The sequence below is a fragment of the Burkholderia pulmonis genome, from assembly GCF_984667975.1.
In genome coordinates, this window is sequence record NZ_OZ480187.1 from 495,973 (window position 1) to 517,321 (window position 21,349).

At 68.3% G+C, this 21,349-nt stretch carries 21 protein-coding genes and 1 pseudogene; 8 read left to right on the forward strand and 14 right to left on the reverse strand.

Translation table 11 applies throughout. The annotated features are described in order from the left end of the window. Positions 1 to 143: 143 nt before the first annotated feature. A pseudogene (locus tag AC5LXK_RS19000) lies at positions 144 to 1,088 on the forward strand (LysR substrate-binding domain-containing protein). Here AC5LXK_RS19000 and AC5LXK_RS19005 read toward each other — a convergent pair. From AC5LXK_RS19005 to AC5LXK_RS19015, 3 genes are all read right to left on the reverse strand, one after another. Then, entirely contained in the window at positions 1,075 to 2,223 is a 1,149-nt protein-coding gene (locus AC5LXK_RS19005) for a WD40/YVTN/BNR-like repeat-containing protein (RefSeq protein WP_493393013.1), read from the reverse strand. The pseudogene AC5LXK_RS19000 and the gene AC5LXK_RS19005 sit on opposite strands and share 14 nt — an antisense overlap. 58 nt (positions 2,224 to 2,281) lie before the next feature. Continuing rightward, the gene (locus AC5LXK_RS19010; protein WP_493393014.1) at positions 2,282 to 2,551 is read right to left on the reverse strand and encodes a ubiquitin family protein; all 270 of its coding nucleotides are present in this window, start codon (positions 2,549 to 2,551) and stop codon (positions 2,282 to 2,284) included. A 109-nt stretch (positions 2,552 to 2,660) separates the two neighbouring features. Continuing rightward, entirely contained in the window at positions 2,661 to 3,350 is a 690-nt protein-coding gene (locus AC5LXK_RS19015; protein WP_493393015.1) for an aspartyl/asparaginyl beta-hydroxylase domain-containing protein, read from the reverse strand. A 210-nt stretch (positions 3,351 to 3,560) separates the two neighbouring features. Here AC5LXK_RS19015 and AC5LXK_RS19020 point away from each other — a divergent pair, with 210 nt between their 5' ends. Together AC5LXK_RS19020 and AC5LXK_RS19025 are read left to right on the forward strand one after the other, a co-directional pair. Further along, positions 3,561 to 3,905: a DUF4148 domain-containing protein gene (locus tag AC5LXK_RS19020; RefSeq protein ID WP_493393016.1), complete on the forward strand. Its 345-nt coding sequence runs from the start codon at positions 3,561 to 3,563 to the stop codon at positions 3,903 to 3,905. A gap of 71 nt (positions 3,906 to 3,976) precedes the next feature. Next, positions 3,977 to 4,252, forward strand: a complete 276-nt coding sequence (locus AC5LXK_RS19025) for a DUF4148 domain-containing protein (RefSeq protein WP_493394015.1) — start codon at positions 3,977 to 3,979, stop codon at positions 4,250 to 4,252. A gap of 261 nt (positions 4,253 to 4,513) precedes the next feature. Here the strand turns inward: AC5LXK_RS19025 and AC5LXK_RS19030 are convergent, their stop codons facing one another. From AC5LXK_RS19030 to AC5LXK_RS19040, 3 genes are all read right to left on the reverse strand, one after another. Continuing rightward, the gene (locus AC5LXK_RS19030; RefSeq protein WP_493393017.1) at positions 4,514 to 5,041 is read right to left on the reverse strand and encodes a cytochrome b; all 528 of its coding nucleotides are present in this window, start codon (positions 5,039 to 5,041) and stop codon (positions 4,514 to 4,516) included. A gap of 68 nt (positions 5,042 to 5,109) precedes the next feature. Then, on the reverse strand, positions 5,110 to 6,591 hold the full coding sequence (locus tag AC5LXK_RS19035) for an ATP-binding protein (protein WP_493393018.1): 1,482 nt from the start codon (positions 6,589 to 6,591) through the stop codon (positions 5,110 to 5,112). Beyond that, positions 6,588 to 7,247, reverse strand: coding sequence for a response regulator (locus AC5LXK_RS19040; RefSeq protein WP_493393019.1), 660 nt, complete (start codon positions 7,245 to 7,247; stop codon positions 6,588 to 6,590). The genes AC5LXK_RS19035 and AC5LXK_RS19040 overlap by 4 nt, the downstream gene beginning before the upstream one ends. 207 nt (positions 7,248 to 7,454) lie before the next feature. Here AC5LXK_RS19040 and AC5LXK_RS19045 point away from each other — a divergent pair, with 207 nt between their 5' ends. The 3 genes from AC5LXK_RS19045 (at position 7,455) to AC5LXK_RS19055 (ending at position 10,209) form a co-directional block, all read left to right on the forward strand. Beyond that, positions 7,455 to 7,892 carry a hypothetical protein gene (locus AC5LXK_RS19045; RefSeq protein ID WP_493393020.1) on the forward strand — a complete coding sequence of 146 codons (438 nt, stop codon included), beginning with the start codon at positions 7,455 to 7,457 and terminating at the stop codon, positions 7,890 to 7,892. Between the two features lie 62 nt (positions 7,893 to 7,954). Further along, positions 7,955 to 9,124 carry a bacteriohopanetetrol glucosamine biosynthesis glycosyltransferase HpnI gene (hpnI, locus tag AC5LXK_RS19050; RefSeq protein ID WP_493393021.1) on the forward strand — a complete coding sequence of 390 codons (1,170 nt, stop codon included), beginning with the start codon at positions 7,955 to 7,957 and terminating at the stop codon, positions 9,122 to 9,124. Beyond that, on the forward strand, positions 9,124 to 10,209 hold the full coding sequence (locus AC5LXK_RS19055; protein ID WP_493393022.1) for a lysylphosphatidylglycerol synthase domain-containing protein: 1,086 nt from the start codon (positions 9,124 to 9,126) through the stop codon (positions 10,207 to 10,209). The genes hpnI and AC5LXK_RS19055 overlap by 1 nt, the downstream gene beginning before the upstream one ends. Positions 10,210 to 10,237: 28 nt before the next feature. Here AC5LXK_RS19055 and denD read toward each other — a convergent pair whose 3' ends face one another. The 8 genes from denD to AC5LXK_RS19095 form a co-directional block, all read right to left on the reverse strand. After that, a complete protein-coding gene (denD, locus tag AC5LXK_RS19060) occupies positions 10,238 to 11,209 on the reverse strand; it encodes a D-erythronate dehydrogenase (RefSeq protein ID WP_493393023.1) in 972 nt (323 codons plus the stop codon). A 28-nt stretch (positions 11,210 to 11,237) separates the two neighbouring features. Further along, positions 11,238 to 12,014 carry a 2-oxo-tetronate isomerase gene (otnI, locus tag AC5LXK_RS19065; RefSeq protein ID WP_493393024.1) on the reverse strand — a complete coding sequence of 259 codons (777 nt, stop codon included), beginning with the start codon at positions 12,012 to 12,014 and terminating at the stop codon, positions 11,238 to 11,240. 67 nt (positions 12,015 to 12,081) lie between these two features. After that, complete coding sequence (locus AC5LXK_RS19070) at positions 12,082 to 13,407, reverse strand: MFS transporter (RefSeq protein WP_493393025.1); 1,326 nt, start codon at positions 13,405 to 13,407, stop codon at positions 12,082 to 12,084. Positions 13,408 to 13,540: 133 nt separating this feature from the next. Further along, a complete protein-coding gene (gene otnC / locus AC5LXK_RS19075; RefSeq protein ID WP_493393026.1) occupies positions 13,541 to 14,179 on the reverse strand; it encodes a 3-oxo-tetronate 4-phosphate decarboxylase in 639 nt (212 codons plus the stop codon). Further along, positions 14,176 to 15,465, reverse strand: coding sequence for a 3-oxo-tetronate kinase (gene otnK, locus AC5LXK_RS19080; protein WP_493393027.1), 1,290 nt, complete (start codon positions 15,463 to 15,465; stop codon positions 14,176 to 14,178). Before otnK ends, otnC begins: the two co-directional genes overlap by 4 nt. Positions 15,466 to 15,484: 19 nt before the next feature. Further along, the gene (ltnD, locus tag AC5LXK_RS19085; protein ID WP_493393028.1) at positions 15,485 to 16,375 is read right to left on the reverse strand and encodes an L-threonate dehydrogenase; all 891 of its coding nucleotides are present in this window, start codon (positions 16,373 to 16,375) and stop codon (positions 15,485 to 15,487) included. Positions 16,376 to 16,445: 70 nt separating this feature from the next. Beyond that, the gene (locus AC5LXK_RS19090) at positions 16,446 to 17,150 is read right to left on the reverse strand and encodes a FadR/GntR family transcriptional regulator (RefSeq protein ID WP_412023809.1); all 705 of its coding nucleotides are present in this window, start codon (positions 17,148 to 17,150) and stop codon (positions 16,446 to 16,448) included. A 190-nt stretch (positions 17,151 to 17,340) separates the two neighbouring features. After that, positions 17,341 to 18,408, reverse strand: a complete 1,068-nt coding sequence (locus AC5LXK_RS19095; protein ID WP_493393029.1) for a GlxA family transcriptional regulator — start codon at positions 18,406 to 18,408, stop codon at positions 17,341 to 17,343. A gap of 285 nt (positions 18,409 to 18,693) precedes the next feature. On the opposite strand from AC5LXK_RS19095, the gene AC5LXK_RS19100 reads away from it, so the two are divergent. Both AC5LXK_RS19100 and AC5LXK_RS19105 read left to right on the forward strand, forming a co-directional pair. After that, positions 18,694 to 20,079, forward strand: coding sequence for an L-serine ammonia-lyase (locus AC5LXK_RS19100; protein ID WP_493394016.1), 1,386 nt, complete (start codon positions 18,694 to 18,696; stop codon positions 20,077 to 20,079). A gap of 15 nt (positions 20,080 to 20,094) precedes the next feature. Next, positions 20,095 to 21,339 (forward strand): sarcosine oxidase subunit beta family protein, encoded by a 1,245-nt coding sequence (locus tag AC5LXK_RS19105; protein WP_006480591.1) that lies wholly within the window; start codon positions 20,095 to 20,097, stop codon positions 21,337 to 21,339. Positions 21,340 to 21,349 lie beyond the last annotated feature (10 nt).

Here is a 21,349-nt window from a genome sequence, read left to right on the forward strand (position 1 = left end):
TTGGTGCCGGTTCGACGGTCATTGCGCGGCGCCGTGCCGCGACGTCCCGCAAGGCTACCCGCGTTGCACGCCCGCTTCAATTCACCTAATCTCACCCCGATTGAATCGAATTCAACCCGGCCGCATCCGGCCCGCGAGGCCCCGTGTTCTCGAAAATTCCCCTGACCGCATTGCGTGTATTCGAATCGTCGGCGCGGCTCGGTACGTTCAAGGCCGCCGCGGACGAGCTGGCCGTGACGCCGGCCGCCGTGTCGCACCAGATCAAGTCGCTCGAAAGCCGGCTCGGCGTGCTGCTGTTCGAGCGCGGCGCGGGCGGCGTGCGGCTGACGGACGAGGGCGAGCAACTGTTTCGCACGAGTCACGATGCGCTGCTGGCATTGAGCCGGGGGCTCGACGCGGTACGTCCCGAAGCGGCCGGCGACCGCACGCTCGTGCTGACCACCACGCCCGCGTTTGCGGCGATGTGGCTGATTCCGCGTCTCGGCGCATTTCGTCGTGTCGATCCACAACTGCACATCAAGGTCGAGACGGGCAATGCGCTTGTCGATCTCGAACGCGATGCACGGATCGATCTCGCGATTCGCGCGACGTCGCGCACGTTCCCCGCGCTGCACGAGATCGCATTGATCGACGAGTATTTCGGTGCGTATGCGGCCGCCGGGTTCGACGCGCATCGTACGGACGAGCCGCTCGACCTGATCGAGACCGTGTGGGATACGCCGCTGCCGGTGTCGGTCGACTGGGCGTCATGGTGCCGGGCGGCGGGCCGCGAAGCGTGGCTCGAGCGCGCGGTGTTTCGCCATTAAGACGACGAGCATTACGCGGTGCAGGCCGTGCTGCACGGGCAGGGTGTCGCGTTGTTGAGTTCGGTACTGGCCGCCGAGCACGTCGCGCGCGGGGCGCTCGTGCCGATCGAGCCGTCGGTGCGGCTCGACGGTGCGCGCTTCATCGCGCTCTGCCGGCCGGGGCGGGAGCGCGAGCCGCAGGTCAGGCGGTTTCTCGACTGGCTCGAAGCGGAAATCGCCCGGACCCGCGCGGAGGTCGCGCGGATGGCGCCGGACGAGCGGCGCGACGCTACCCGAACCTGACGCAATACACCGGCGGCAAATGCGCGGATACCGGTTGCCAGTGTTCGCCGCCATCGGCGGACGTCCATAACCCGCCGGTCGTCGACGCCATCGCGAGGCGCGTGCCGGAATCGTCCACCGCGAGCCCGTGCCGGTACACGAGATCGTAAGCAGGCGCGGGCGGCAATCCGTCCGAGAACTGCTCGAAACTGCGCCCGCCGTCGCGCGTACGCGTGACGACGAACCGGCCGTCCACCGGAATCCGGCACGCGTCCTTCACGGCCGGCACGAACCACGCGGTGTCCGGTTCATGCGGATGCACGGCCACCGCGAAACCGAAGCTCGACGGTTGTGCTTCGATCCGCCGCCAGTGCCCGGCGCCGTCGGTCGAGCGGAAGATCGCGCAGTGATGCTGCGTCCACAGCACGTCCGGGTTGGCCGCGCATTGCACGACGCGGTGCGGATCCTGCATGTTGGGCTCGCCGCGCCGCTCGGGCGGCATGTAGTCGGCTTCCATGCCTTCTGCCGTCACGCGCCACGTCATGCCGCCGTCGGCGGTTTGCCAGACGCCGCCGCACGAGATGCCGATCGTCACGTGCCGGCTGTCGCGCGGATCGACCATCACCGAGTGGATGCCCGGTGCGTCGTATCCGCCGCCGCCCCATTCGATGCGTTCGGGGCGATCCCACAGCGGGCGGTTGAGTACCCATGAATCGCCGTGATCGCCGGAGCGGAACAGCCCGCCGGGAATCGTGCCGGCCCACAGCACGCCGGGCTCGTCCGTGCCGCCGGCTTCGAGCGACCAGATCTGCTGGAGTGTCCACGGCGGTTGCGGCGATCCGGGGGGCTCGTCGTCAGCGTCACCGGTGCCTGCATGCGTGCCGGCGCCGGCGGGTGGCGCATCGGCCGGCTGCGGCGGATAAACCGGCACTGCGCATTCTTCCCAGTCGGCGGCGCCGGCGCGCCGGCGATACAGCTTGACGCCGAAATGGCCGAGGTTGAGCGCCGCATACAGCGTGCCGTCGCGCGGGTCGGCGAGCGCCATGCTGACCGGCTCGCCGATGAAATGCGGTGCGCCGAGCGTCCAGCTGCCGTTGCCGTCGGGTTCCAGGACGAACAGGCCCTTGCGGGTGGCGACGAGCAAGCGATCGTTCATGTCGGTGTCTCCTGAGGGGCCGGCCGGTGCGCCGACGCCGGCCCGTGCATCGTTCCCTTTATCCGCCCGTCAGCGCCTGAACGACGTACACCCGGCTGGCGTTGCCGAGCGCGTCGGACAGCCGCTGCCGGTCGCGTATCGGCTGGCCGTCGATGAACACCGACAGATGCTTTCGCAGCGCGCCCTGATCGTCGACGATGTAGCCGCGCAGCCGCGGCTGTTCGCGGAAAACGGTGTCGAATGCTTCGCCGACGGTATGCGCGTCGATGTCGCGCTCGGGCGTTTCGACATGCCGCTGGATCGACGCGGCGAAGAAGAGGTGCGCCATGGCGGTGGCTGGCAGGAGCCGCGCGGAGGGGACGGTCTGTAGTGTAGGCGATCCGCCGGCAGCCGAAAGTCGGGAGGGCGCGGCGCGCCGTGCGGGCCCGGCCCGTGCGCTAGACCGGAATCGACCGCCCGCGAATCCGGATCCCGAGCCGCACGACGCCGATCACCGCGTTCGACAGCCACGTGAGCAGGCGCGGCATTCCACGCCGGCGAATGTCGAGCAGCAGCACGATCCGCACTTCCTCGCTGTCGTTCCATACCTCGTGCATGAACGTGTCGTCCCACAGCAGGAAGCGGCCTTCGTCGAGTCGATACTCGCGGCCGTCTACCTTCAGCACGGCGGCCGGTGTACCGTCCGCGCGCTTCGGCATCGACAGCACGAGATAGCCGCGCAGGATGCCGCGAAACGGCCCGCGATGCGGCGGGATGTGCTTGCCGGGCGCGAGGAACGACAGCGACGCGGACAGCACGTCCGGCGACGCCGCGATGATCGACGCGACGGTCGGGCAGCGCGACAGGTTGCGCGGGAACGGCTGGCCGTAGGCCTGCATGATGAACATCCGCCAGTCGCGCGCGTCGTTGGCCGAGATGTCGTACTGCTCGCGCATGATTTCGTGAAAGCGGGGGATGCGCGGCATGTCGCGCGCTACATCGAGTGCTTCCGCCTGGATCGCGGGCCATGCGCGTACGAAGCGGTCGGCATCCGGGAACGCGGCCGTGTCGAGCACCGCGCCGCCATCGAGATGGCGGTCGTACAGCGTGCGCAGCAGGCCGGCTGCATAGTCGTAAGCGACGGACATGGTCGATCGGTAAGCGATCCGTATGAGGTGTCGTCAGTCTGCCCCAAGCACGACGGGCACTGCGTTACTTCAGGTTACGCCGCCTGACGAAAGAATGACAGATCGATGAAGGTCCGGCAAGGGCGGACCGGCCGGCCGGGAATAAACGCAGCGCCTCCGTCGTCATACGGGTGTAGCACATCGTCTCGTTGACTTCTGAAGGAGTGGAACATGAACAAGCAATGGCTGGTGGCCGCCATCGTGGCGGCGATGTCTCTCGCGAGTGTCGCGACGCAAGCGTCGGCACAGGCACTCACCCGCGCGCAGGTCCGGCAGGAACTGATCGACGCCGAAAACAACGGGCTGCGCTTCGTGACCGATACATCGTATCCCGACGTGAGCCCGCTGTTCCAGCATCAGGCCGGGCAGATGCCGCAGCGTCAGGCCAGCACGGCGGTCGGCAGCGATCCGGCCGTGTCGTCCGAAGCGGGCAAGCCGGCGACGATGTCGCCGCGTCGGGGCGCCGCCGCATGCGTCGGCCCCGCGAGCTTCTGCGCAATCTATTTCGGAAGCTGATACGCCCGCCTGCATCCGCAGGTCACGCATTTCCCGTAGTGGATCGATACGCAACCTTGAAGGAGATCATGATGAAAACATATATCGCACTACTGATGATGATCGGAGCGATCGCCGGTCAGTCGGCGTTCGCGCAATCGACCTCGCCGCTGACGCGCGCGCAGGTTCGCGATGAACTGATGCGTCTCGAAGCGGCCGGGTACGACCCGGCGAAGGGGGACGAAGGCGAGTATCCGGCGGACATCCAGGCGGCGGAAGCGAGGCTTGCCGAACAGGACCGGGCGCGCATGACGGCGTCGGCCCCGCATGCGCCGGCGCCCGGCATGCCGGTGCAGACCAGCAATTAGGGGCCGACATGATCGTGTGCTCCTTCCGGCCGTCGTGTTCCAGGCACGGCAGTCCGCAAGCCCTTCGCGCCGCGCGACGCGGCCGAAGGGCGCGGGCCGCGATGCCGCTCGTCGAGCGCCGCTTCGCGCGGCGTTGCGATCAGCGCGTCAACCGGCCCCGGTGGGCAGGCAGGCCGATCGCACGATGAAAGTGCCTGCGGGCGACAGGCCGAACCGTCACGATCGGGCGCATGCCCGCGAGCGGAAGCGAGGGCCGTCCGGTTACCACGGCATCATGCGTTGCAAGACTTGGTCGCGCAGTACGAAGCGGTGCGCCAGTGCGGCCGCCACGTGCAGGCAAATGCCGGCGAACAGCGCCCATGCGAGGATGCCGTGCACGTCGCCCATCGCGTGACCGAATCCCGAGCCAGCCGTCGACAGCGCCGGCAACGGGATCGCGCCGGCGAGCGTCACGGCCCATGCGCGCGACGACGCGTTGATCCAGCCGAGCAGCGGCACCGCGATCAGCAGCCCGTAGAGCGCGCCATGCGTCAGGCCGGACAGCGCGCGCACGGCAGGCGACAGGTTGCCGGCAGGCGGGCGATGCGTCGCACGCCACAGTACGCGGCACGCCATCGCCGCGAGCAGGGCCGTTCCGACGATCAGGTGAGCGGCGATCAGGCCGACCGGTTGCGTGCCGCGATGCACGTCGGGCATCGTCCAGCCGATCGCATATTGCGCGACGATCAGCGCCACGATCAGCCAGTGAAGGAAACGGGCGATGGCGTCATAACGGGCGGGTGTCGACATGAAGACTCCTGACGGACGGCAAGATGGCATGGTCCGGCGGATTGTACGGACGGTTCCTTAACGAAACGTTAAGCAGGCGGCATCTTGCGCGACGCGCGGTCGTCGTTTTCGTCGGACGGTTCGTCGGACGGTTCGTCGCGCGGCGGCATCGGTTCGACCGCGTGTGCCGACGGCAGCGCAATCGTGACGCCGAGCCCCCGGCCGCCGATGCCGGATTCGAACTGGACGGTGCCGCCGAAATATTGCGCGATGCGTGTGACGATGGACAACCCGAGCCCGCTGCCGGGCAACTGCGTACCGCTGCCGCGATAGAAGCGGTCGCCGAGCCGTTCGTGCTCGTCGTGTGCGACACCGGGCCCGTCGTCGCGCACGACGATGCGTTGCAGCGCGCCGTCGTCGTGTACGCCGAGCTCGATGCGTCCGCCGTGACGGCCGTACTTGACGGCGTTGTCGACGAGATTGTCGAGCAGGATGCCGACCAGGATCGGATCGGCTTCGATCGCCCGCGCGGAGAAGTCGCCGGGCACGATGTCGATGGCCTTGTCCGCTGCTTTCGACAGATGGCGGTCGATCGCGGCGTCGACGAGCTCGCGCACGACGACCGCACGCGCCGGGATGCGTTCGTATTCGTCGAGCCGTGCGAGCAGCAGCAGCTGTTCGGCAAGCCGCGCGCTGCGGTCGACGCCCTGCACGACACGCTGCATCGCCACCTGCTTGCGTGCGGGATCGTCGGTCGCCATCGCCACCTGGGCCTGCACCTTGATCGCGGCGAGGGGCGTCTTGAGTTCGTGCGCGGCGTCGGACGTGAACGCGCGTTCACGGACGATCGATTGCCGCAGCCTCGCCAGCAGGCGGTCGATCGAATCGACCAGCGTGCGCACTTCATCCGGCACGGTCGCGATGCCGAGCGGCTCGAGGGATCGGGCATCGCGCGCGCCGATCAGGGCGGACAGCGTCTTCAGCGGGGCGAGACTGCGGCCGATCATCACCCAGAGCAGCAGCGCCAGCACCGGCAGCGCGATGATCAGCGGCAGGACGATGCCGCGTGCAATGCCGGTCGCCAGATCGCTGCGCGTATTCGACATCTCCATCACGCGCACCCGGCGCCCCGATGCGTCGTCGCGCAGCGCGTGCGTGCGCCACGGCACGCCGCGAATGACGAGCGTTTCCGGCATGCCGCGCGGGTCGCGTGCGTCGGGCAAACCGGCTGCGTCGGCCGGCAGGCTCGACGCGACCACGTTGCCGCGTGCGTCGCGCACCTCGAACAGCACGTCGCGCGGCAGACGGTCGCCGTCGGTTTCCGGTCCGGGTCTCGAATCGCCACGACCCAGTTCGACCCGCGCGTCGGGTGGCACGCGGGCGAGACGGTCGAGGTCGGCAGGGGCGAGATTGACGAGCAGCGCCGCGTATTCGACGAGGCGCGCGTCTTCCCATTCGCCGATCTCGCGCGTCGCGTGCCGGAAGCTGCCGAACACGGCGACGAGCCAGACGACGGTCACGCAGCCGATCGCCATCAGCGACACGCGGCGACGGATCGAGCGGGAAATCATCGGAGGTCGACCACGTAGCCGATGCCGCGGACGGTGCGGATCAGCTCCGCGCCGAGCTTCTTGCGCAGGTTCGACACATGCACCTCGATCGCATTGCTTTCGATGCCTTCCTGCCAGCCGTACAGGCTGTCCTCGAGACGGGCGCGCGATTGCGGGATGCCGGGATGGCTGACGAGCTGAACGAGGATTGCCCACTCGCGCGACGTGAGCGCGATACGCGACGCATCGCGCGTCACCGTGTGGGCGGTCAGGTCGATCGTGATGTCGCGCCACGCGATCTCGTCGGCGGCGCGGCCCTGCGAGCGCCGCACGAGCGCGCGGCAGCGGGCGAGTACTTCGGACAGCTCGAACGGCTTCGCGAGATAGTCGTCCGCGCCGTCGTCGAGGCCGCGGACGCGGTCGGCCACGGTGCCGCGCGCGGTCAGTACCAGCACGGGGACGGTATCGCCCGCGTCGCGCAGTGCGCGCAGCAGTTCCGTGCCCGATTTCCCAGGCAGGCCGAGATCGAGCACGACGAGCGCGAAGCGTGTCGTCGCGAGCGCGGCGGCGGCCGCATGACCGTCGCGCAGCCAGTCGACGTGATAGCCGGCCTGACCGAGACTGATCTCGAGGCCGCTGCCGATCAGGTCGTCGTCTTCAACAAGGAGGAGTCGCATGGTCGATTCGTGTGCAGGCGTCTGCGATTGTACGAGCCTGACCGCACATACCGTGAAACGGAATGTAATCGCGCTGCTCCGAACATTCCCCGATTCTGAAGAACGCTTAAGGTTTGGCCCCGGCAATCCCGCTACCATCGGCCACATCATTTCTCGGGCGGTATTCCGCTTCCCCCGATCCCGAACCGGGACGGACGCAGCCGGCGCATGCCGGACGCGCCGGCCCGCCAATCCGCGATCTTTCCGGTCGAAGTCCGATCGATGCGCGTCGCCCGTACGGGAGGTTCGTTCCTGATGGCACCCTCGACGATCGAGCGATGGCGCGCCCACCTGCTGATCGCTGCGCTGACCGGCATGGTCATTCAGTGTTTCGTGCTGGTTTCGCTGCTTGCGTGGCCGGTACCCGAAACATTTTTCACGACGATGACGTTTCGGGTGTCGATCGTCGTCGCGGTGGCCACGGCGATCCTTTCGACCCGCAAGCTTGCCGAAGCGGCATTCAGGGCCGCAGTCGCATGCGGCAGCGTGCGCGTGACCGGAATCGATCGCCGCACGGTAGTTGTGTCATCTGATTGCGCGTACCGTCGGCTGGTCGTTCTTCACATCCGGCTCAACGGAGACCGGGACGGCGGCGTGCCCGGCTGAGCCCGAATGCGCGCCGCCGTTCCCGGGCGTCGCGGTCATCCGGATCACCACTGGGGAGAAGCATGGTTTTGCTGCATGTGCTGCGCGTGCTGGGCGGGGCAATGTCGATCGCCTGCGGGCTGGGCGTGTTGCTGGGCATTGCGTACACGATCACGGCCAGCGTGCTGGTCGGCCGGTTCTTTTCCCGCGCGGCGGCGGCGCCGCGCACGTATCCGGGCGTCACCGTCGCGAAGCCGCTGCACGGCGACGAGTGGCATCTCGTTCAGCATCTCGAAAGCTTCTTCACGCAGAATTATCCGGGGCCCGTCCAGCACCTGTTCGGCGTGCACGATGCGGGCGACGCCGCGCTCGCGGCGGTCGAGACGCTGCGTGCGCGCTACCCGGACGCGAACATCAAGGTCGTTGCCGATGCGCGGCTGTACGGGCCGAACCGCAAGATCGCCAATCTCGTGAACATGCTCGAACACGCGGAGCATTCGGTGCTCTGTCTCGCCGACAGCGACGTGCTGGTCGAGCGCGATTATCTGCGCGCCGTCGTCGGCGCGCTACAGCAGCCGGATGTCGGCATCGTGACGAGCGTGTATCGCGGCGTCGCGTCGCCGGGTTTCTGGCCCGGCGTCGCCGTCGCAATGACGAACTACCATTTCCTGCCGGGCGTCATCACCGGCCTCTTCATCGGGCGCGCGCGGCCCTGTTTTGGCCAGACGATTGCGATCACGCGCACGACGCTCGAACGTATCGGCGGGCTCGCGCGTTTCGCGCATCACCTCGCGGAAGATCATGCGCTCGGCGAAGCGGTGCGACAGGCGGGCGCGCAGGTCGTCATTCCGCCGTTCGTCGTCGGGCATGCCTGCGTCGAGGAGACGTTCGCCCGGTTGTACGCCCACGAATTGCGCTGGAGCTGCACGATTCGTGCGGCGGACCGGCTCGGCCATCTCGGATCGGTCCTGATGCATCCGGTGCCGCTCGCGCTGCTGGCGGTGCTGTTTTCCGGCGGCGCGGCCGTCGCGTGCGGGCTCGCGGTCGCGGCACTGGCGGCGCGCGCGCTGCTGATGCTGAAAACGAGCCGCGCGACCGGCGCCGGGCTGCGCGGCGCACTCTGGCTGCCGTTCGTCGATCTCGTGCAATTCCTGGTCTTCGTGTCGAGCTTCTTCTCGTCGCATGTCGTGTGGCGCGGCACGCGCTTTCGCGTCGACCGGGAAGGCCTGCTGTCGCCGGCGGGGGAATCGTGATGACGGAGCCGAACACCGGCGGCGCCGGCACGGACCCGGCCGCCACGCGCGGCGATGCGCGGCTCCGCCACGTGGGGCGGGTGGCGGCGCTCGGCGGGCTGGCGCTCGCGGTGTGGCTGGTCTGGCGCGAGCATCCGCTCGATATCCTGCATCGCCTGCAGATCGCCGGCGCCGGGTTGCTGGTCGCCGCGCTCGCGCACATCGTGCCGATGCTCGCGAATGCGTGGGACTGGCGGATGCTGATCCGCGGCCCGCGCCGGCCGTCGTTCATGACGATGCTGAAACTCGTGTGGATCCGCGAATCGATCAACGGGTTGCTGCCGGTCGCCCGCATCGGCGGCGAGATCGTGTCGTTCGGGCTGCTGCGGCAAGCGGGCGTACGGCCGGCGACCGCCGTGGCCAGCCTCGTCGCCGACATGCAGCTGACGCTGATCAGCCAGCTGATCTTCGCGCTGGTCGCGATCGGCTACGTGCTCGAACGCGTGTCGTCCGATGCTGCACGGGTCGCCGGGAACCTGGCGATCGGCATGGCCGCGCTGGTGCCGGTGCTGCTGCTGTTCGCGCTGGTGCAGCATGCGCGGCCGTTCGAGCGCGCGATGCGGGTGCTCAACCGCGTCACGAGCGGCAAGGTGGTGGCGCTCGTCGGCGAATCGGCGCGCACCGATCAGTCGATCCGGATGATCTGGAGAAAGACGGGTGTCGTCGTGCGCTATCTGGGGATCTGGCAGACGCTGCAGTTCGCGGGCTACGCGCTGGAAATCTGGCTGGCGCTGTACTTCCTCGGCGCCGATCCGACCTTCGCGCAGGCGCTGGCGATCGAGGCGCTGATCCAGCTCGTGAGCAGCATCGCGTTCCTGATGCCGGGCGGCCTGGGGGTGCAGGAGGGCGGGTTCGTGCTGATCGGCGGCCTGCTCGGGTTCGACCCGCCGACCTGCCTCGCGCTGGCCGGCGCGCGCCGCGTGCGCGATCTGCTGTTCTATCTGCCGGGGCTGCTCGCATGGCAATGGGCGGCCGGTTCGGCGAACCGGCCCGGCGGAACGAAACGCACGCCGTTGTCCGTCGGGGAATCCGCCGGGCCGCGCTGACGCGGCCCGGCGCGACGCCGTGCGCGGCTCAGCGCTGCTCGTCGGCGATATGGCTGCGGATCACGTCCGCGAACGACGTATCGCCCGTCAGTCCGAGCGCTTCCGCGCGCGACGTGTCCCAACGGCCCGGCCAGCTGCCGACGATCTTCTCGACGCGCTCGTCCGGCGCATGACGGATCAGCTTCACGACGTCGTCGCCCGCGACTTCGCGCAGCGCCGCGATCATCTCGTCGACCGAGACCGACAGCCCCGGCAGGTTGATCACGCGCTTGTTGCCGAGCTTCGCGCTGTCGATCTCGCAGCCGGCGACGAGCGCTTCGATCGCGCCGCGCGGCGACAGCAGCCACAGCCGCGTCGAGCCGGGCACCGGACACACGCTTTCCTCGCCGTTCAGCGGCTCGCGGATGATGCCGCTCGCGAACGACGATGCAGCGGCATTCGGGCGGCCCGGCCGCACGCTGATCGTCGGCAGCCGCAGCACGCGGCCGTCGACGAAGCCGCGCCGTGCGTAGTCGCACAGCAGCAGCTCGGCGATCGCCTTCTCGGCGCCGTACGACGATTGCGGGTTCAGCGCGGTGTCGTCCTGCACGACGTCGGGCAGCGTGCCGCCATAGACCGCGACCGAGCTCGTGAACACGACGCGCGGCTGGTGGCCGCGCGCGCGGCACACTTCGAGCAGCGTGCGCGATGCGTCGAGGTTGATCCGCATGCCGAGATCGAAATCGGCTTCGGCCTGCCCGCTGACGATCGCCGCGAGGTGGAAGATCGCGCCCGTCTGCGTGTCGATCGCGCTGTCGAGCACGGCGCGATCGGCGATGTCGCCGACGATCGACGTCACGCGCGCATCGCCGAAATCGCTGCCCTTGACGACATCGAGCAGCACCAGCTCGTCGATCTTGCCGGTCCGGCCGTCGGGGCCGGTCAGTTCGCCGCGCTCGAGCAGCTTGCGCGCGAGGCGCTGGCCGAGAAAGCCGGCACCGCCGGTGATCAGTACTTTCATGTTCGTTACCCTCTGAGGAATGCTTGGATTACAGGTACGGCCTAAGCCAGCCGAGGCCTTCCGACGTGCCGGCCTTCGGGCGATATTCGCAGCCGATCCAGCCGTCGTAGCCGAGCGCGTCGATCAATGCGAACAGGTACGGGTAGTTGAGTTCGCCGACGTCCGGCTCGTGACGCTCGGGCACGCCGGCGATCTGGATGTGGCCGATGCCGGCGAAGTCGCGCTTGAGCTTCATCGCGAGATCGCCTTCGACGATCTGGCAGTGATAGCAGTCGAACTGCACCTTCAGGTTCGGCGCGCCGACTTCCGCGCAGATCGCCTGCGCGTCGTCCTGGCGGCTCAGGAAATAGCCGGGCATGTCGCGCTGGTTGATCGGCTCGATCAGGATCGTGACGCCGTGCGCGGCGGCAGCGTGCGCCGCATGGCGCAGGTTCGCGAGGTAGGTGTCGCGATGGCGCGCGCGGTCGGCGCCCGGCGGGACCATGCCGGCCATCACGTGCAGTTTCTTGTTGCCGAGCACGCGTGCATAGTCGAGTGCCTGGTCGATGCCGCGCCGGAACTCGTCCTCGCGGCCCGGCAGCGACGCGACGCCGCGTTCGCCCGCGGCCCAGTCGCCCGGCGGCGCGTTGAACAGCGCCTGTTCGAGGTTGTGCGCATCGAGGCGCGCGCGGATGTCGTCGGCGGCGAAGTCGTACGGGAACAGGTACTCGACGGCTTTGAATCCGTCGTGCGAGGCGGCGGCGAAGCGTTCGAGGAACGCATGCTCGGTGTACATCATCGAGAGGTTGGCGGCGAAGCGTGGCATGGCAGCGGGTCCTGTGAATGAGTGGGGCGGGGCGCTGTGCACCCCGCGTCGAACGATGGTGGCCGGATCAGCGGTTCACGAGTTTCGCGGGCGTGAGCCACACGGCGATCGCACCGATCACGAGCATCGCGGCCAGCATGTACATGCCGGATGACGTGCTGTGCGTGACGTCCTTCAGGTAGCCAATCACGTACGGGCTCGCGAAACCGGCGAGGTTGCCGACCGAGTTGATGATCGCGATCCCGGCCGCCGCCGCGGAGCCCGCGAGGAACGCGGTCGGCAGCGACCAGAACAGCGGCGCGCAGGTCAGCACGCCGCCTGCCGCGAGCGACAGGAACACGATCGACACCGCCGTATTGTGCGAGTACGACGCGGCGACCGCAAACCCCACCGCGCCCATCAGCGCCGGCACGATCAGGTGCCAGCGGCGCTCGCGGCGCTTGTCCGCGCTGTGGCCGAACAGGTTCATCACGACGATCGCGACGAGGAACGGGATCGCCGACAGCAGGCCGATCTGCAGCGTATCGGTGATGCCGGTCGATTTCACGAGCGTCGGCATCCAGAACGTGAGGCCGTACTGACCCGTGACGAACGCGAAGTAGATCAGCGACATCCACCACATGCGCGGGTCCGAGAACACGGCCTTCAGCGAATGGCCGTGCTTCTGCTGTTCCTGCGGCTGCGCGGCGATCTCGTCCTCGAGGAGCTGCTTCTCGCGCTCGTCGAGCCACCTCGCACCGCGGATGCTGTTGTCGAGATACAGGATCGTCGCGATGCCGACGAGCACGGCCGGCACGGCTTCGATCATGAACATCCATTGCCAGCCGTGGAAGCCCGAGCCGCCGTGGAAGCGCTCCATGATCCAGCCCGACAGCGGGTTGCCGAAGATGCCCGACACCGGAATCGCGGACATGAACACGGCGATGATCTTCGCGCGGCGATGCGACGGGAACCAGTACGTGAGGTACAGGATCACGCCGGGATAGAAGCCGGCTTCCGCGAGGCCGAGCAGGAAGCGCAGCACGTAGAACTGCGTCGGCGTTTTCACGAACGCGAACAGCGCGGACAGCAGGCCCCACGTGATCATGATCCGCGCGATCCAGATGCGCGCGCCGAGCCGATGCATCAGCATGTTGCTTGGCAGCTCGAACAGGAAGTAGCCGAGGAAGAAGATGCCCGCGCCGAGCCCGAACACGGTTTCGCTGAACGCGAGATCCTGCGACATCTGCAGCTTGGCGAAGCCGACGTTCACGCGGTCGAGATACGCGACCACGTAGCAGAGCATCAGGAACGGCACGATGCGCCAGAACACTTTCTTGTAGGTGCGGTCGAGTTCGGCCGAATGGGCGGGCGCGGCGGGCGAGCGGCTTGCGGCCGCATCGAGAGCAGTCATCGTCGTCTCCAGGACTATCGTGTGCCGGCGGCGCGTACGCCGCCGGATCGTGTGTGTGCTGACGGAAGGGCCCGCGCACACGGCGGGCATGGGAATCGGTGTGTAGTCCTGCGTGATCCGTGCGCGCGTCGGGTTACCAGCGCGCGCCGAAGGTCCGGCGCAGTTCGTCGAGTGCGGCTTCGGACAGCGGCTCGGGCTTCGGTTGCGTCATCAGCCACAGCCGGGCCGTTTCCTCGAGCTCTTCAAGTGCATACGACGCTTGGGATACCGACGGCCCCCACATCACGGGGCCGAGGCGATCGAGCAGCACGCCGCGCACCTGGTCGGCCAGCGCCGCGACTTCGGCCGCGACGGCCGGGTCGCCGGGGCGGCGGTAACGGATCAGCGGAATGTGGCCGACCTTCATCACGTAGTACGGCGTGATCGGCGGCAGCACGTCGGTGTCGCGCCACACGCCCGCGAGCGTCAGTGCGACGAGGTGCGTCGAATGCGTGTGGACGACGCCGTTCGCTTCCGCGTTGCGCGCGTAGATACCGCGATGCAGCGCGAGCGTCTTCGACGGCTTGCCGCCCGATACGGGCTGGCCGTCCGTGCCGACTTTCGCGATGTCGTTCGGGTCGAGCCGGCCGAGGCATGCGTCGGTCGGCGTGATCAGCCAGCCGTCGGGCAGGCGCGCACTGATGTTGCCGGCGCTGCCGACCGCATGGCCGCGCGCATACAGGCTCGCGCCGACCACGCAGATCTCTTCGCGCAGTTTCGCCTCGTCGCTCATCGTGCGGCTCCGTCCAGCGCGCGCAGCGCCTTGTCGAAAAAGTCCGTCGTGCCGAAGTTGCCGGATTTCAGCGCGAGGCCCAGCGGCTGCGCGTCGATGGTGGCCGTGGCCGGCACGCCCGGATCGATCTGTGCGCCGATCTGCAGCGACTTCACGTCGAGCGCCTGCACGACCGCGCCGGACGTCTCGCCGCCGGCGACGACGAACTTGCTCACGCCGAGTTCGCGCAGGCCGCGTGCGATCGCCGCGAGCGTGCTTTCGACGAGATGGCCGGCCGCTTCGACGCCGAGCGCCTGCTGCACGGCCTTCACTTCGTCGGGCGTGGCCGTTGCGTAGATCAGCACGGGTTGCGGCAGGTGCGAGCGCGCAAAGGCGAGCGCCTGGTCGACGACGGGTTCGCCGCGCGACGCCGCGAGCGGATCGATGCGGAAGCTCGGCCGCGTCGCGCGCCACGCGGCGACCTGCGCGTTGGTGGCCTTCGATGCGCTGCCGGCGAGTACGGCCGACAGCCCGCCGATGCGCGGCAGCGATGCCGCGTTGTCGCGCTCGGGCAGTTGCTCCGCGCGGCGGAAATTCGCGGGCAGGCCGAGCGCGATGCCCGAGCCGCCGGTGACGAGCGGCAGGCCAGCGCACGCTTCGCCGAGGACGTAGAGGTCACGATCGGATAGCGCGTCGGCGATCGCGAAGCGCGCGCCTTCCGCGCGCAGCTGTTCGATCCGCGCGCGCACGGCGGCCGCGCCGAGCGCGATCGTGTCGTAGCGGATCAGGCCGACCGCCGACTTCGTCTGCCGTTGCAGCACGCGCACGAGGTTCGCGTCTTTCATCGGCGTGAGCGGGTGGTTCTCCATCCCCGACTCGTTCAGCAGCACGTCGCCGACGAACAGGTGGCCGCGGTAGATCGTGCGGCCGTTCTCGGGGAATGCCGGGCAAGCGATCGTGAAGCCGCCGCCGGCCGCATCGAGCAGCGCGTCGGCCACCGGCCCGATGTTGCCCGCGTCGGTCGAGTCGAACGTTGAGCAGTACTTGAAGAAGAACTGGCGACAGCCTTGCGCGCGCAGCCATTCGTACGCGGCGAGCGATTGCGCGACGGCGTCGGCCGCGGGGATCGTGCGCGACTTCAGCGCGACGACGATCGCGTCGGCGTCGAGCGAGGTGCCGTCGGCGGGCACGCCGATCGTCTGCACGGTGCGCATGCCGCTCTTGACGAGCATGTTCGCGAGATCGGTCGCGCCGGTGAAATCGTCGGCGATGCAGCCGAGCAGGGGACGGGAAGCGGAAGCGGTCATGGCAGGAACGTCGTTCGAATCAGCGGGCGGGCGGCAGCGTGATGCCGGGGAAAGTCTTGATCACGGCGGAATCGTCCTCGCCGCCGTGGCCGGCGCTCGACGCGCTCATGAACATCTGGTGCGCGGTGGCCGACAGCGGCAGCGGGAACTTGCTGCGGCGCGCGGTATCGAGCACGAGGCCGAGATCCTTCACGAAGATGTCGACGGCCGACAGCGGCGTGTAGTCGCCGTTCAGGATGTGCGGCACGCGGTTCTCGAACATCCACGAGTTGCCCGCGCTGTGCGTGATCACGTCGTACAGCGCGTCGGCATCGACGCCTTCGCGCAGGCCCAGCGCCATCGCCTCGGCTGCGGCCGCGATATGCACGCCGGCCAGCAGCTGGTTGATGATCTTCACTTTCGAGCCGATGCCGTGCGCGTCGCCCAGGCGATAGACCTTGCCGGCGATCGCGGCGAGCACGTCTTCGCAGCCGGCGTACGCGGCGGCGGGGCCCGACGTCATCATCGTCATCTCGCCGGAGGCCGCGCGCGCGGCGCCGCCCGACACGGGCGCGTCGAGCATCTGCAGGCCGGCGGCCTCGATGCGTGCGCCGAGCGCGACCGCGAATTCGGGCGCGACGGTCGCGCTCGCGATCACGACGCAGCCCGGCTTCATCGCCGCGACCGCGCCGTGCTCGCCGAACAGCACGGTTTCCGTCTGCGCGGCATTGACGACGAGCGTGACGACGACGTCGCACTGCGCGCCGAGTTCGGCCGGCGTCGCGCAGGGCACGCCGCCTTCGGCGGCGAACGCCTGCAGCACGGTGTCGCGCACGTCGCATGCGTGGACGCGCAGGCCGGCGCGCAGCAGCGAGCGCGCGACGCCGAGGCCCATCGCGCCGAGGCCGATGACTCCAACATTTCGTGACATGGTCAACCTTGATCGATTCGGGAGAGGTTCGTGACGGCGGCGGCGCCCGGCCGGGCTGCGGCCGCCGGGTTCAGCAGATGCCGGCTTCCGCGAGACGGCGGGCGGCGTTGTACATGTGCGTGCGTGCCGCGTTGCGCGCGGCCATCGGGTCGCGTGCGCGGATCGCATCGGCGATCGCCGCATGTTCCTCGCGCACCTGGCGCGAGAAGTCCTCGCGCGTCGCTTCGTTGCGCCGCGTGACCTTCACGCCCGCCTCGAGGTACTGGTTCAGGAACTGCAGCGTCTTCAGGAAATACGGGTTGCCGGTGACGGCCGCGATCGTGCGGTGGAACGCGACGTCTTCCGCGACGCCGTCGCGCCCTTCGGCCACCGCATCGTCGATCTTGCGCAGCGCGTCGTCGATGTCGGCCATGTCGTCGGCGGTGTGGTGCAGTGCGGCTTCGGCCGCGACTTCAGCCTCGATCGCGCGGCGCACCGCGAGCAGGTGCGGCAGCGAGCTGGCCTCGACGGCTTCCGCGTAGTCGATCCGCAGCGGCCGGATCGCGCCGTGCTGGTTCACGAACACGCCGCTGCCCTGGCGCGGCTCGACCACGCCTTCGTTCTTCAGCCGCGAGATCGCCTCGCGGATCACGGTGCGGCTCACGCCGAATTCCTGCGCGAGCACGGCTTCCGTCGGCAGCTTGCCGCTGGCCGAGAAACTGCCGGCTTCGATCTGCTTGAGCAGCTGCTGCGCGACATGGTCGCTCATCGCACGGGCGGGAATTTTCTCGAACATGATGCTCTGGTTTGTAAGGTGATGTGGTCGTCATACAAATTTGAATGGGCATCAGCATCCGGGATAACCCTCGGTTTGCTGAAGACAACGTCGGTCAAATTGATTGGAATCGGTTCCAATTGAATCGAAACCGATGCGATCGTGTGTCGTTCCGCGGTCGATCGGGAAAGGGGGCGATGCCCCGTGACCGTCAGTCGGCGATGTCCTCGACGGGATCGGCTGCCGCCTGTTCGCCGGCTTCGGCCACTTCCCCCCCGCGCTCCCGATACGTCGCCGGCGGCACGCCGAACTGCTTGCGGAATTCGCGCCCGAGATGCGACGCGTCGGCAAACCCGCAGCTCGACGCGATATCGGCGACCGTGCGGTCCGAACTCGTCAGCAGCCACGCGGCGGTGCGCAGCCGCACCTGCTTCGCGAACGCCTGCGGGCTCTTGCCCGTTTCCGCCTTGAACAGCCGCTCGAGCTGCCGCGTCGACAGGTCGAGCTTGCTCGCGAGTTCGTCGAGCGACAGCGCGCGCCCGACATGCTGTTCCATCAGGAGAATCGCGCGCTTGACCTTCGGGTGCGTGGCCGGTTCGAGGCCCGGCGGATGCGGCTGCGGCGCGTTGCCTTTCTGCATCTCGCCGACGAGCAGGATGCGCAGCGCCTTCTGCACGGTCGCATGATCGAAATGGCGCAGCAGGATGGCCGCCGCGACGTCGATCGACGCGCGGCCGCCCGAACAGGTGATCCGGCGCCGGTCGATCACGAACAGCCGGTCGGCGATCAGCAGGTCGGGATCGGCTGACGGAAAGCGCTCGATGAAATCCCAGTAATGGAACCAGCTCACGCAGGTGCGGTAGCCGTCGAGCACGCCGGCGCGCATCAGCGTGAACACGCCGGTGCAGATGCCGACGACCGTCGCGCCGGCCGCCGCCGCGTGGCGGATGAAGCCGAGCGTTTCAGGGCCGGCCTGCGGCCCCGAATGCAGCAGCCCGCCGACCACCACCACGTAATCGAACGGCTCGGCCGCGTCGAACGTCTCCCACGGCGTGATCTGGATCCCGCAGCTCGCGCGCACCGGCGCGAGCGTCTCGCCGATCACGCTCCATGCGCAGCGCACGGGCTTGCTGTAGTCGCCGTCGTCGGCCGACAGCCGCAGCATGTCGACGAAGCCCGAGAAGGCCGTCAGCGTGAAGTTCGGCAGCAGCACGATGCCGAAGCGGATGCGCCGCGGCGCGGGTTCGGCAAGGGGGGAAGCGGGTACGTCGGGTGTCATCGCGGCCAATCTCGTCACGCCGGGCAGGCGGTCTCACTCGTTTCACTCTGGTTGCGGGTTACGGCTGCCGGGGCGGCGCGGATGCAGCCAGCGTCGCCGATCGGCCGCGGCCGGACTTGTGGTTTTTCGTCGCGAACCATCGCCAAAACGCACTTCCGGCCCGGCCGGCGCGGGGTTTGGCGGCGCTATCCCACGCCGATGCCGTTTTTGTTCTATCGGCCGATTTTACGCTTTGATGTACTGATGCCCAACGACATTCCACGCATGCCACCCAGAGGAAGCCAGATGAACGTCAGCGCGTTCGACCTGTTCAAGATCGGTATCGGCCCGTCCAGTTCGCACACGGTCGGCCCGATGATCGCCGCGTGCCGCTTCGCGTCGCACGTCGAGGACGCGAACCTGCTCGGCTTCGTGCGCCGCGTGCGGGTCGAGCTGTACGGCTCGCTCGGCGCGACCGGCAAGGGCCACGGCACCGACAAGGCCGTGCTGCTCGGCCTCGAGGGCCACCTGCCCGACACGATCGATCCGGACCTGATCGAGCCGCGCCTCGCCGCGATCCGCGCGGAGAAGTCGCTGTCGCTGCTCGGCAAGCAGACGGTGCGCTTCGAGGAAAAGGAACACATCGGCTTCTATCGCAAGCTGATGAGCGGTACGGGCATCGTGCACCCGAACGGGATGCGCTTCCAGGCGTTCGACGAGCACGGCCAGCTGCTCGTCGAGAAAGAGTATTACTCGGTCGGCGGCGGCTTCGTCGTGAACCGCGACGGCGATCGCGTGAACGGCGTGCGCGCGGCGATCGAGGTGCCGTACCCGTTCCGCACCGGCGACGACCTGATGCGCCAGTGCCGCGAACACGGGCTGTCGATCGCCGAACTGATGCTGCGCAACGAATCTGCGCTGCGCCCCGCCGACGAAGTGCGCGGCGGGCTGCTCGCGATCTGGCGCACGATGGCCGCCTGTGTCGAGCGCGGCTGCAAGGTCGAAGGCGAGTTGCCGGGTCCGATGCGCGTGAAGCGCCGCGCGGCCGAGTTGTACGGCCGCCTGCGCGCACGTTCGGAAGAGTCGCTGCGCGATCCGCTGTCGATGCTCGACTGGGTCAACCTGTATGCGATGGCCGTGAACGAGGAGAACGCGGCCGGCGGCCGCGTGGTCACCGCGCCGACCAACGGCGCGGCCGGCGTGATCCCCGCGGTGCTGCACTACTACGTGAAATTCGTGCCGGGCTCGAACGAAGCCGGCATCGTCGAATTCCTGCTGACGGCCGCGGCGATCGGGATCATCTACAAGGAAACGGCGTCGATTTCCGGTGCGGAAGTCGGCTGCCAGGGCGAAGTGGGCGTCGCATGCTCGATGGCCGCCGCCGCGCTCGCCGCGGTGATGGGCGGCACGCCCGACCAGGTCGAGAACGCGGCCGAGATCGGCATGGAGCACAACCTCGGGATGACCTGCGACCCGGTCGGCGGGCTCGTGCAGATCCCGTGCATCGAGCGCAACGCAATGGGCGCGATCAAGGCGCTGAACGCGTCGCGCATGGCGCTCAAGGGCAACGGCCAGCACTACGTGTCGCTCGATTCCGTGATCAAGACGATGCGCGAGACCGGCGCCGACATGAAGACGAAATACAAGGAAACGTCGCGCGGCGGCCTCGCCGTGAACGTCATCGAATGCTAACGAAGGATCACTAACATGAGCCGCTACTCGATATTCAGCCTGTTCCGCAACGGCCTCTCGTATCACGAGAACTGGGAAAAGCAGTGGAAGAGCCCGGAGCCGAAGAAGGAATACGACGTCGTGATCGTCGGCGGCGGCGGCCACGGCCTCGCGACCGCTTACTACCTCGCGAAGGAGCACGGCATCACGAACGTCGCGATCCTCGAAAAGGGCTGGATCGGCGGCGGCAATACCGCGCGCAACACGACGATCGTGCGCTCGAACTACCTGTGGGACGAATCGGCCGCTCTGTACGAGAAGGCGATGAAGCTGTGGGAAGGGCTGTCGCAGGACCTGAACTACAACGTGATGTTCAGCCAGCGCGGCGTGATGAACCTGGCCCACACGCTGCAGGACGTGCGCGACACCGAGCGCCGCGTGAACGCGAACCGGCTGAACGGCGTCGACGCCGAATTCCTGACGCCCGCGCAGATCAAGGAAATCGAGCCGACGATCAACCTGAACAGCCGCTACCCGGTGCTCGGCGCGTCGATCCAGCGCCGTGCGGGCGTCGCGCGCCATGACGCGGTGGCCTGGGGCTTCGCGCGCGGCGCGGATCGCGCCGGCGTCGACATCATCCAGAACTGCCAGGTGACGGGCATTCGCCGCGAAGGCGGCGCGGTGGTCGGCGTCGATACGGTGAAGGGCTTCATCAAGGCGAAGAAGGTCGCGGTGGTGGCGGCCGGCAACACGACGACGCTGGCCGACATGGCCGGCGTGCGTTTGCCGATCGAAAGCCACCCGCTGCAGGCGCTGGTGTCCGAGCCGATCAAGCCGGTCGTCAACTCGGTGATCATGTCGAACGCGGTGCACGCTTACATCAGCCAGTCCGACAAGGGCGACCTCGTGATCGGCGCGGGCATCGACCAGTACACGGGCTTCGGCCAGCGCGGCAGCTTCCACATCATCGAAAGCACGCTGCAGGCGATCGTCGAAATGTTCCCGGTGTTCTCGCGCGTGCGGATGAACCGCCAGTGGGGCGGCATCGTCGACGTATCGCCGGACGCGTGCCCGATCATCACCAAGACCGACGTGAAGGGCCTCTATTTCAACTGCGGCTGGGGTACCGGCGGCTTCAAGGCGACGCCGGGCTCGGGCTGGGTGTTCGCGCACACGATCGCCCGCGACGAACCGCATCCGCTGAACGCGCCGTTCGCGCTCGACCGCTTCTACACGGGCCACCTGATCGACGAGCACGGCGCTGCCGCCGTCGCGCACTGAACGAGGAGAA

Excerpts from the sequence above, each read along its gene's own strand:
- AC5LXK_RS19040 (WP_493393019.1), bottom strand. The coding sequence starts at position 7,247 with ATGCGACTCCTCCTTGTTGAAGACGACGACCTGATCGGCAGCGGCCTC.
- AC5LXK_RS19025 (WP_493394015.1), top strand. The coding sequence starts at position 3,977 with ATGAAAACATATATCGCACTACTGATGATGATCGGAGCGATCGCCGGT.
- AC5LXK_RS19030 (WP_493393017.1), bottom strand. The coding sequence starts at position 5,041 with ATGTCGACACCCGCCCGTTATGACGCCATCGCCCGTTTCCTTCACTGG.
- AC5LXK_RS19070 (WP_493393025.1), bottom strand. The coding sequence starts at position 13,407 with ATGACTGCTCTCGATGCGGCCGCAAGCCGCTCGCCCGCCGCGCCCGCC.
- AC5LXK_RS19055 (WP_493393022.1), top strand. The coding sequence starts at position 9,124 with ATGACGGAGCCGAACACCGGCGGCGCCGGCACGGACCCGGCCGCCACG.
- otnC (WP_493393026.1), bottom strand. The coding sequence starts at position 14,179 with ATGAGCGACGAGGCGAAACTGCGCGAAGAGATCTGCGTGGTCGGCGCG.
- AC5LXK_RS19035 (WP_493393018.1), bottom strand. The coding sequence starts at position 6,591 with ATGATTTCCCGCTCGATCCGTCGCCGCGTGTCGCTGATGGCGATCGGC.
- AC5LXK_RS19095 (WP_493393029.1), bottom strand. The coding sequence starts at position 18,408 with ATGACACCCGACGTACCCGCTTCCCCCCTTGCCGAACCCGCGCCGCGG.
- otnK (WP_493393027.1), bottom strand. The coding sequence starts at position 15,465 with ATGACCGCTTCCGCTTCCCGTCCCCTGCTCGGCTGCATCGCCGACGAT.
- AC5LXK_RS19020 (WP_493393016.1), top strand. The coding sequence starts at position 3,561 with ATGAACAAGCAATGGCTGGTGGCCGCCATCGTGGCGGCGATGTCTCTC.
- AC5LXK_RS19005 (WP_493393013.1), bottom strand. The coding sequence starts at position 2,223 with ATGAACGATCGCTTGCTCGTCGCCACCCGCAAGGGCCTGTTCGTCCTG.
- otnI (WP_493393024.1), bottom strand. The coding sequence starts at position 12,014 with ATGCCACGCTTCGCCGCCAACCTCTCGATGATGTACACCGAGCATGCG.
- AC5LXK_RS19015 (WP_493393015.1), bottom strand. The coding sequence starts at position 3,350 with ATGTCCGTCGCTTACGACTATGCAGCCGGCCTGCTGCGCACGCTGTAC.
- AC5LXK_RS19045 (WP_493393020.1), top strand. The coding sequence starts at position 7,455 with ATGCCGGACGCGCCGGCCCGCCAATCCGCGATCTTTCCGGTCGAAGTC.
- AC5LXK_RS19090 (WP_412023809.1), bottom strand. The coding sequence starts at position 17,150 with ATGTTCGAGAAAATTCCCGCCCGTGCGATGAGCGACCATGTCGCGCAG.
- ltnD (WP_493393028.1), bottom strand. The coding sequence starts at position 16,375 with ATGTCACGAAATGTTGGAGTCATCGGCCTCGGCGCGATGGGCCTCGGC.
- AC5LXK_RS19010 (WP_493393014.1), bottom strand. The coding sequence starts at position 2,551 with ATGGCGCACCTCTTCTTCGCCGCGTCGATCCAGCGGCATGTCGAAACG.
- denD (WP_493393023.1), bottom strand. The coding sequence starts at position 11,209 with ATGAAAGTACTGATCACCGGCGGTGCCGGCTTTCTCGGCCAGCGCCTC.
- AC5LXK_RS19100 (WP_493394016.1), top strand. The coding sequence starts at position 18,694 with ATGAACGTCAGCGCGTTCGACCTGTTCAAGATCGGTATCGGCCCGTCC.
- hpnI (WP_493393021.1), top strand. The coding sequence starts at position 7,955 with ATGGTTTTGCTGCATGTGCTGCGCGTGCTGGGCGGGGCAATGTCGATC.
- AC5LXK_RS19105 (WP_006480591.1), top strand. The coding sequence starts at position 20,095 with ATGAGCCGCTACTCGATATTCAGCCTGTTCCGCAACGGCCTCTCGTAT.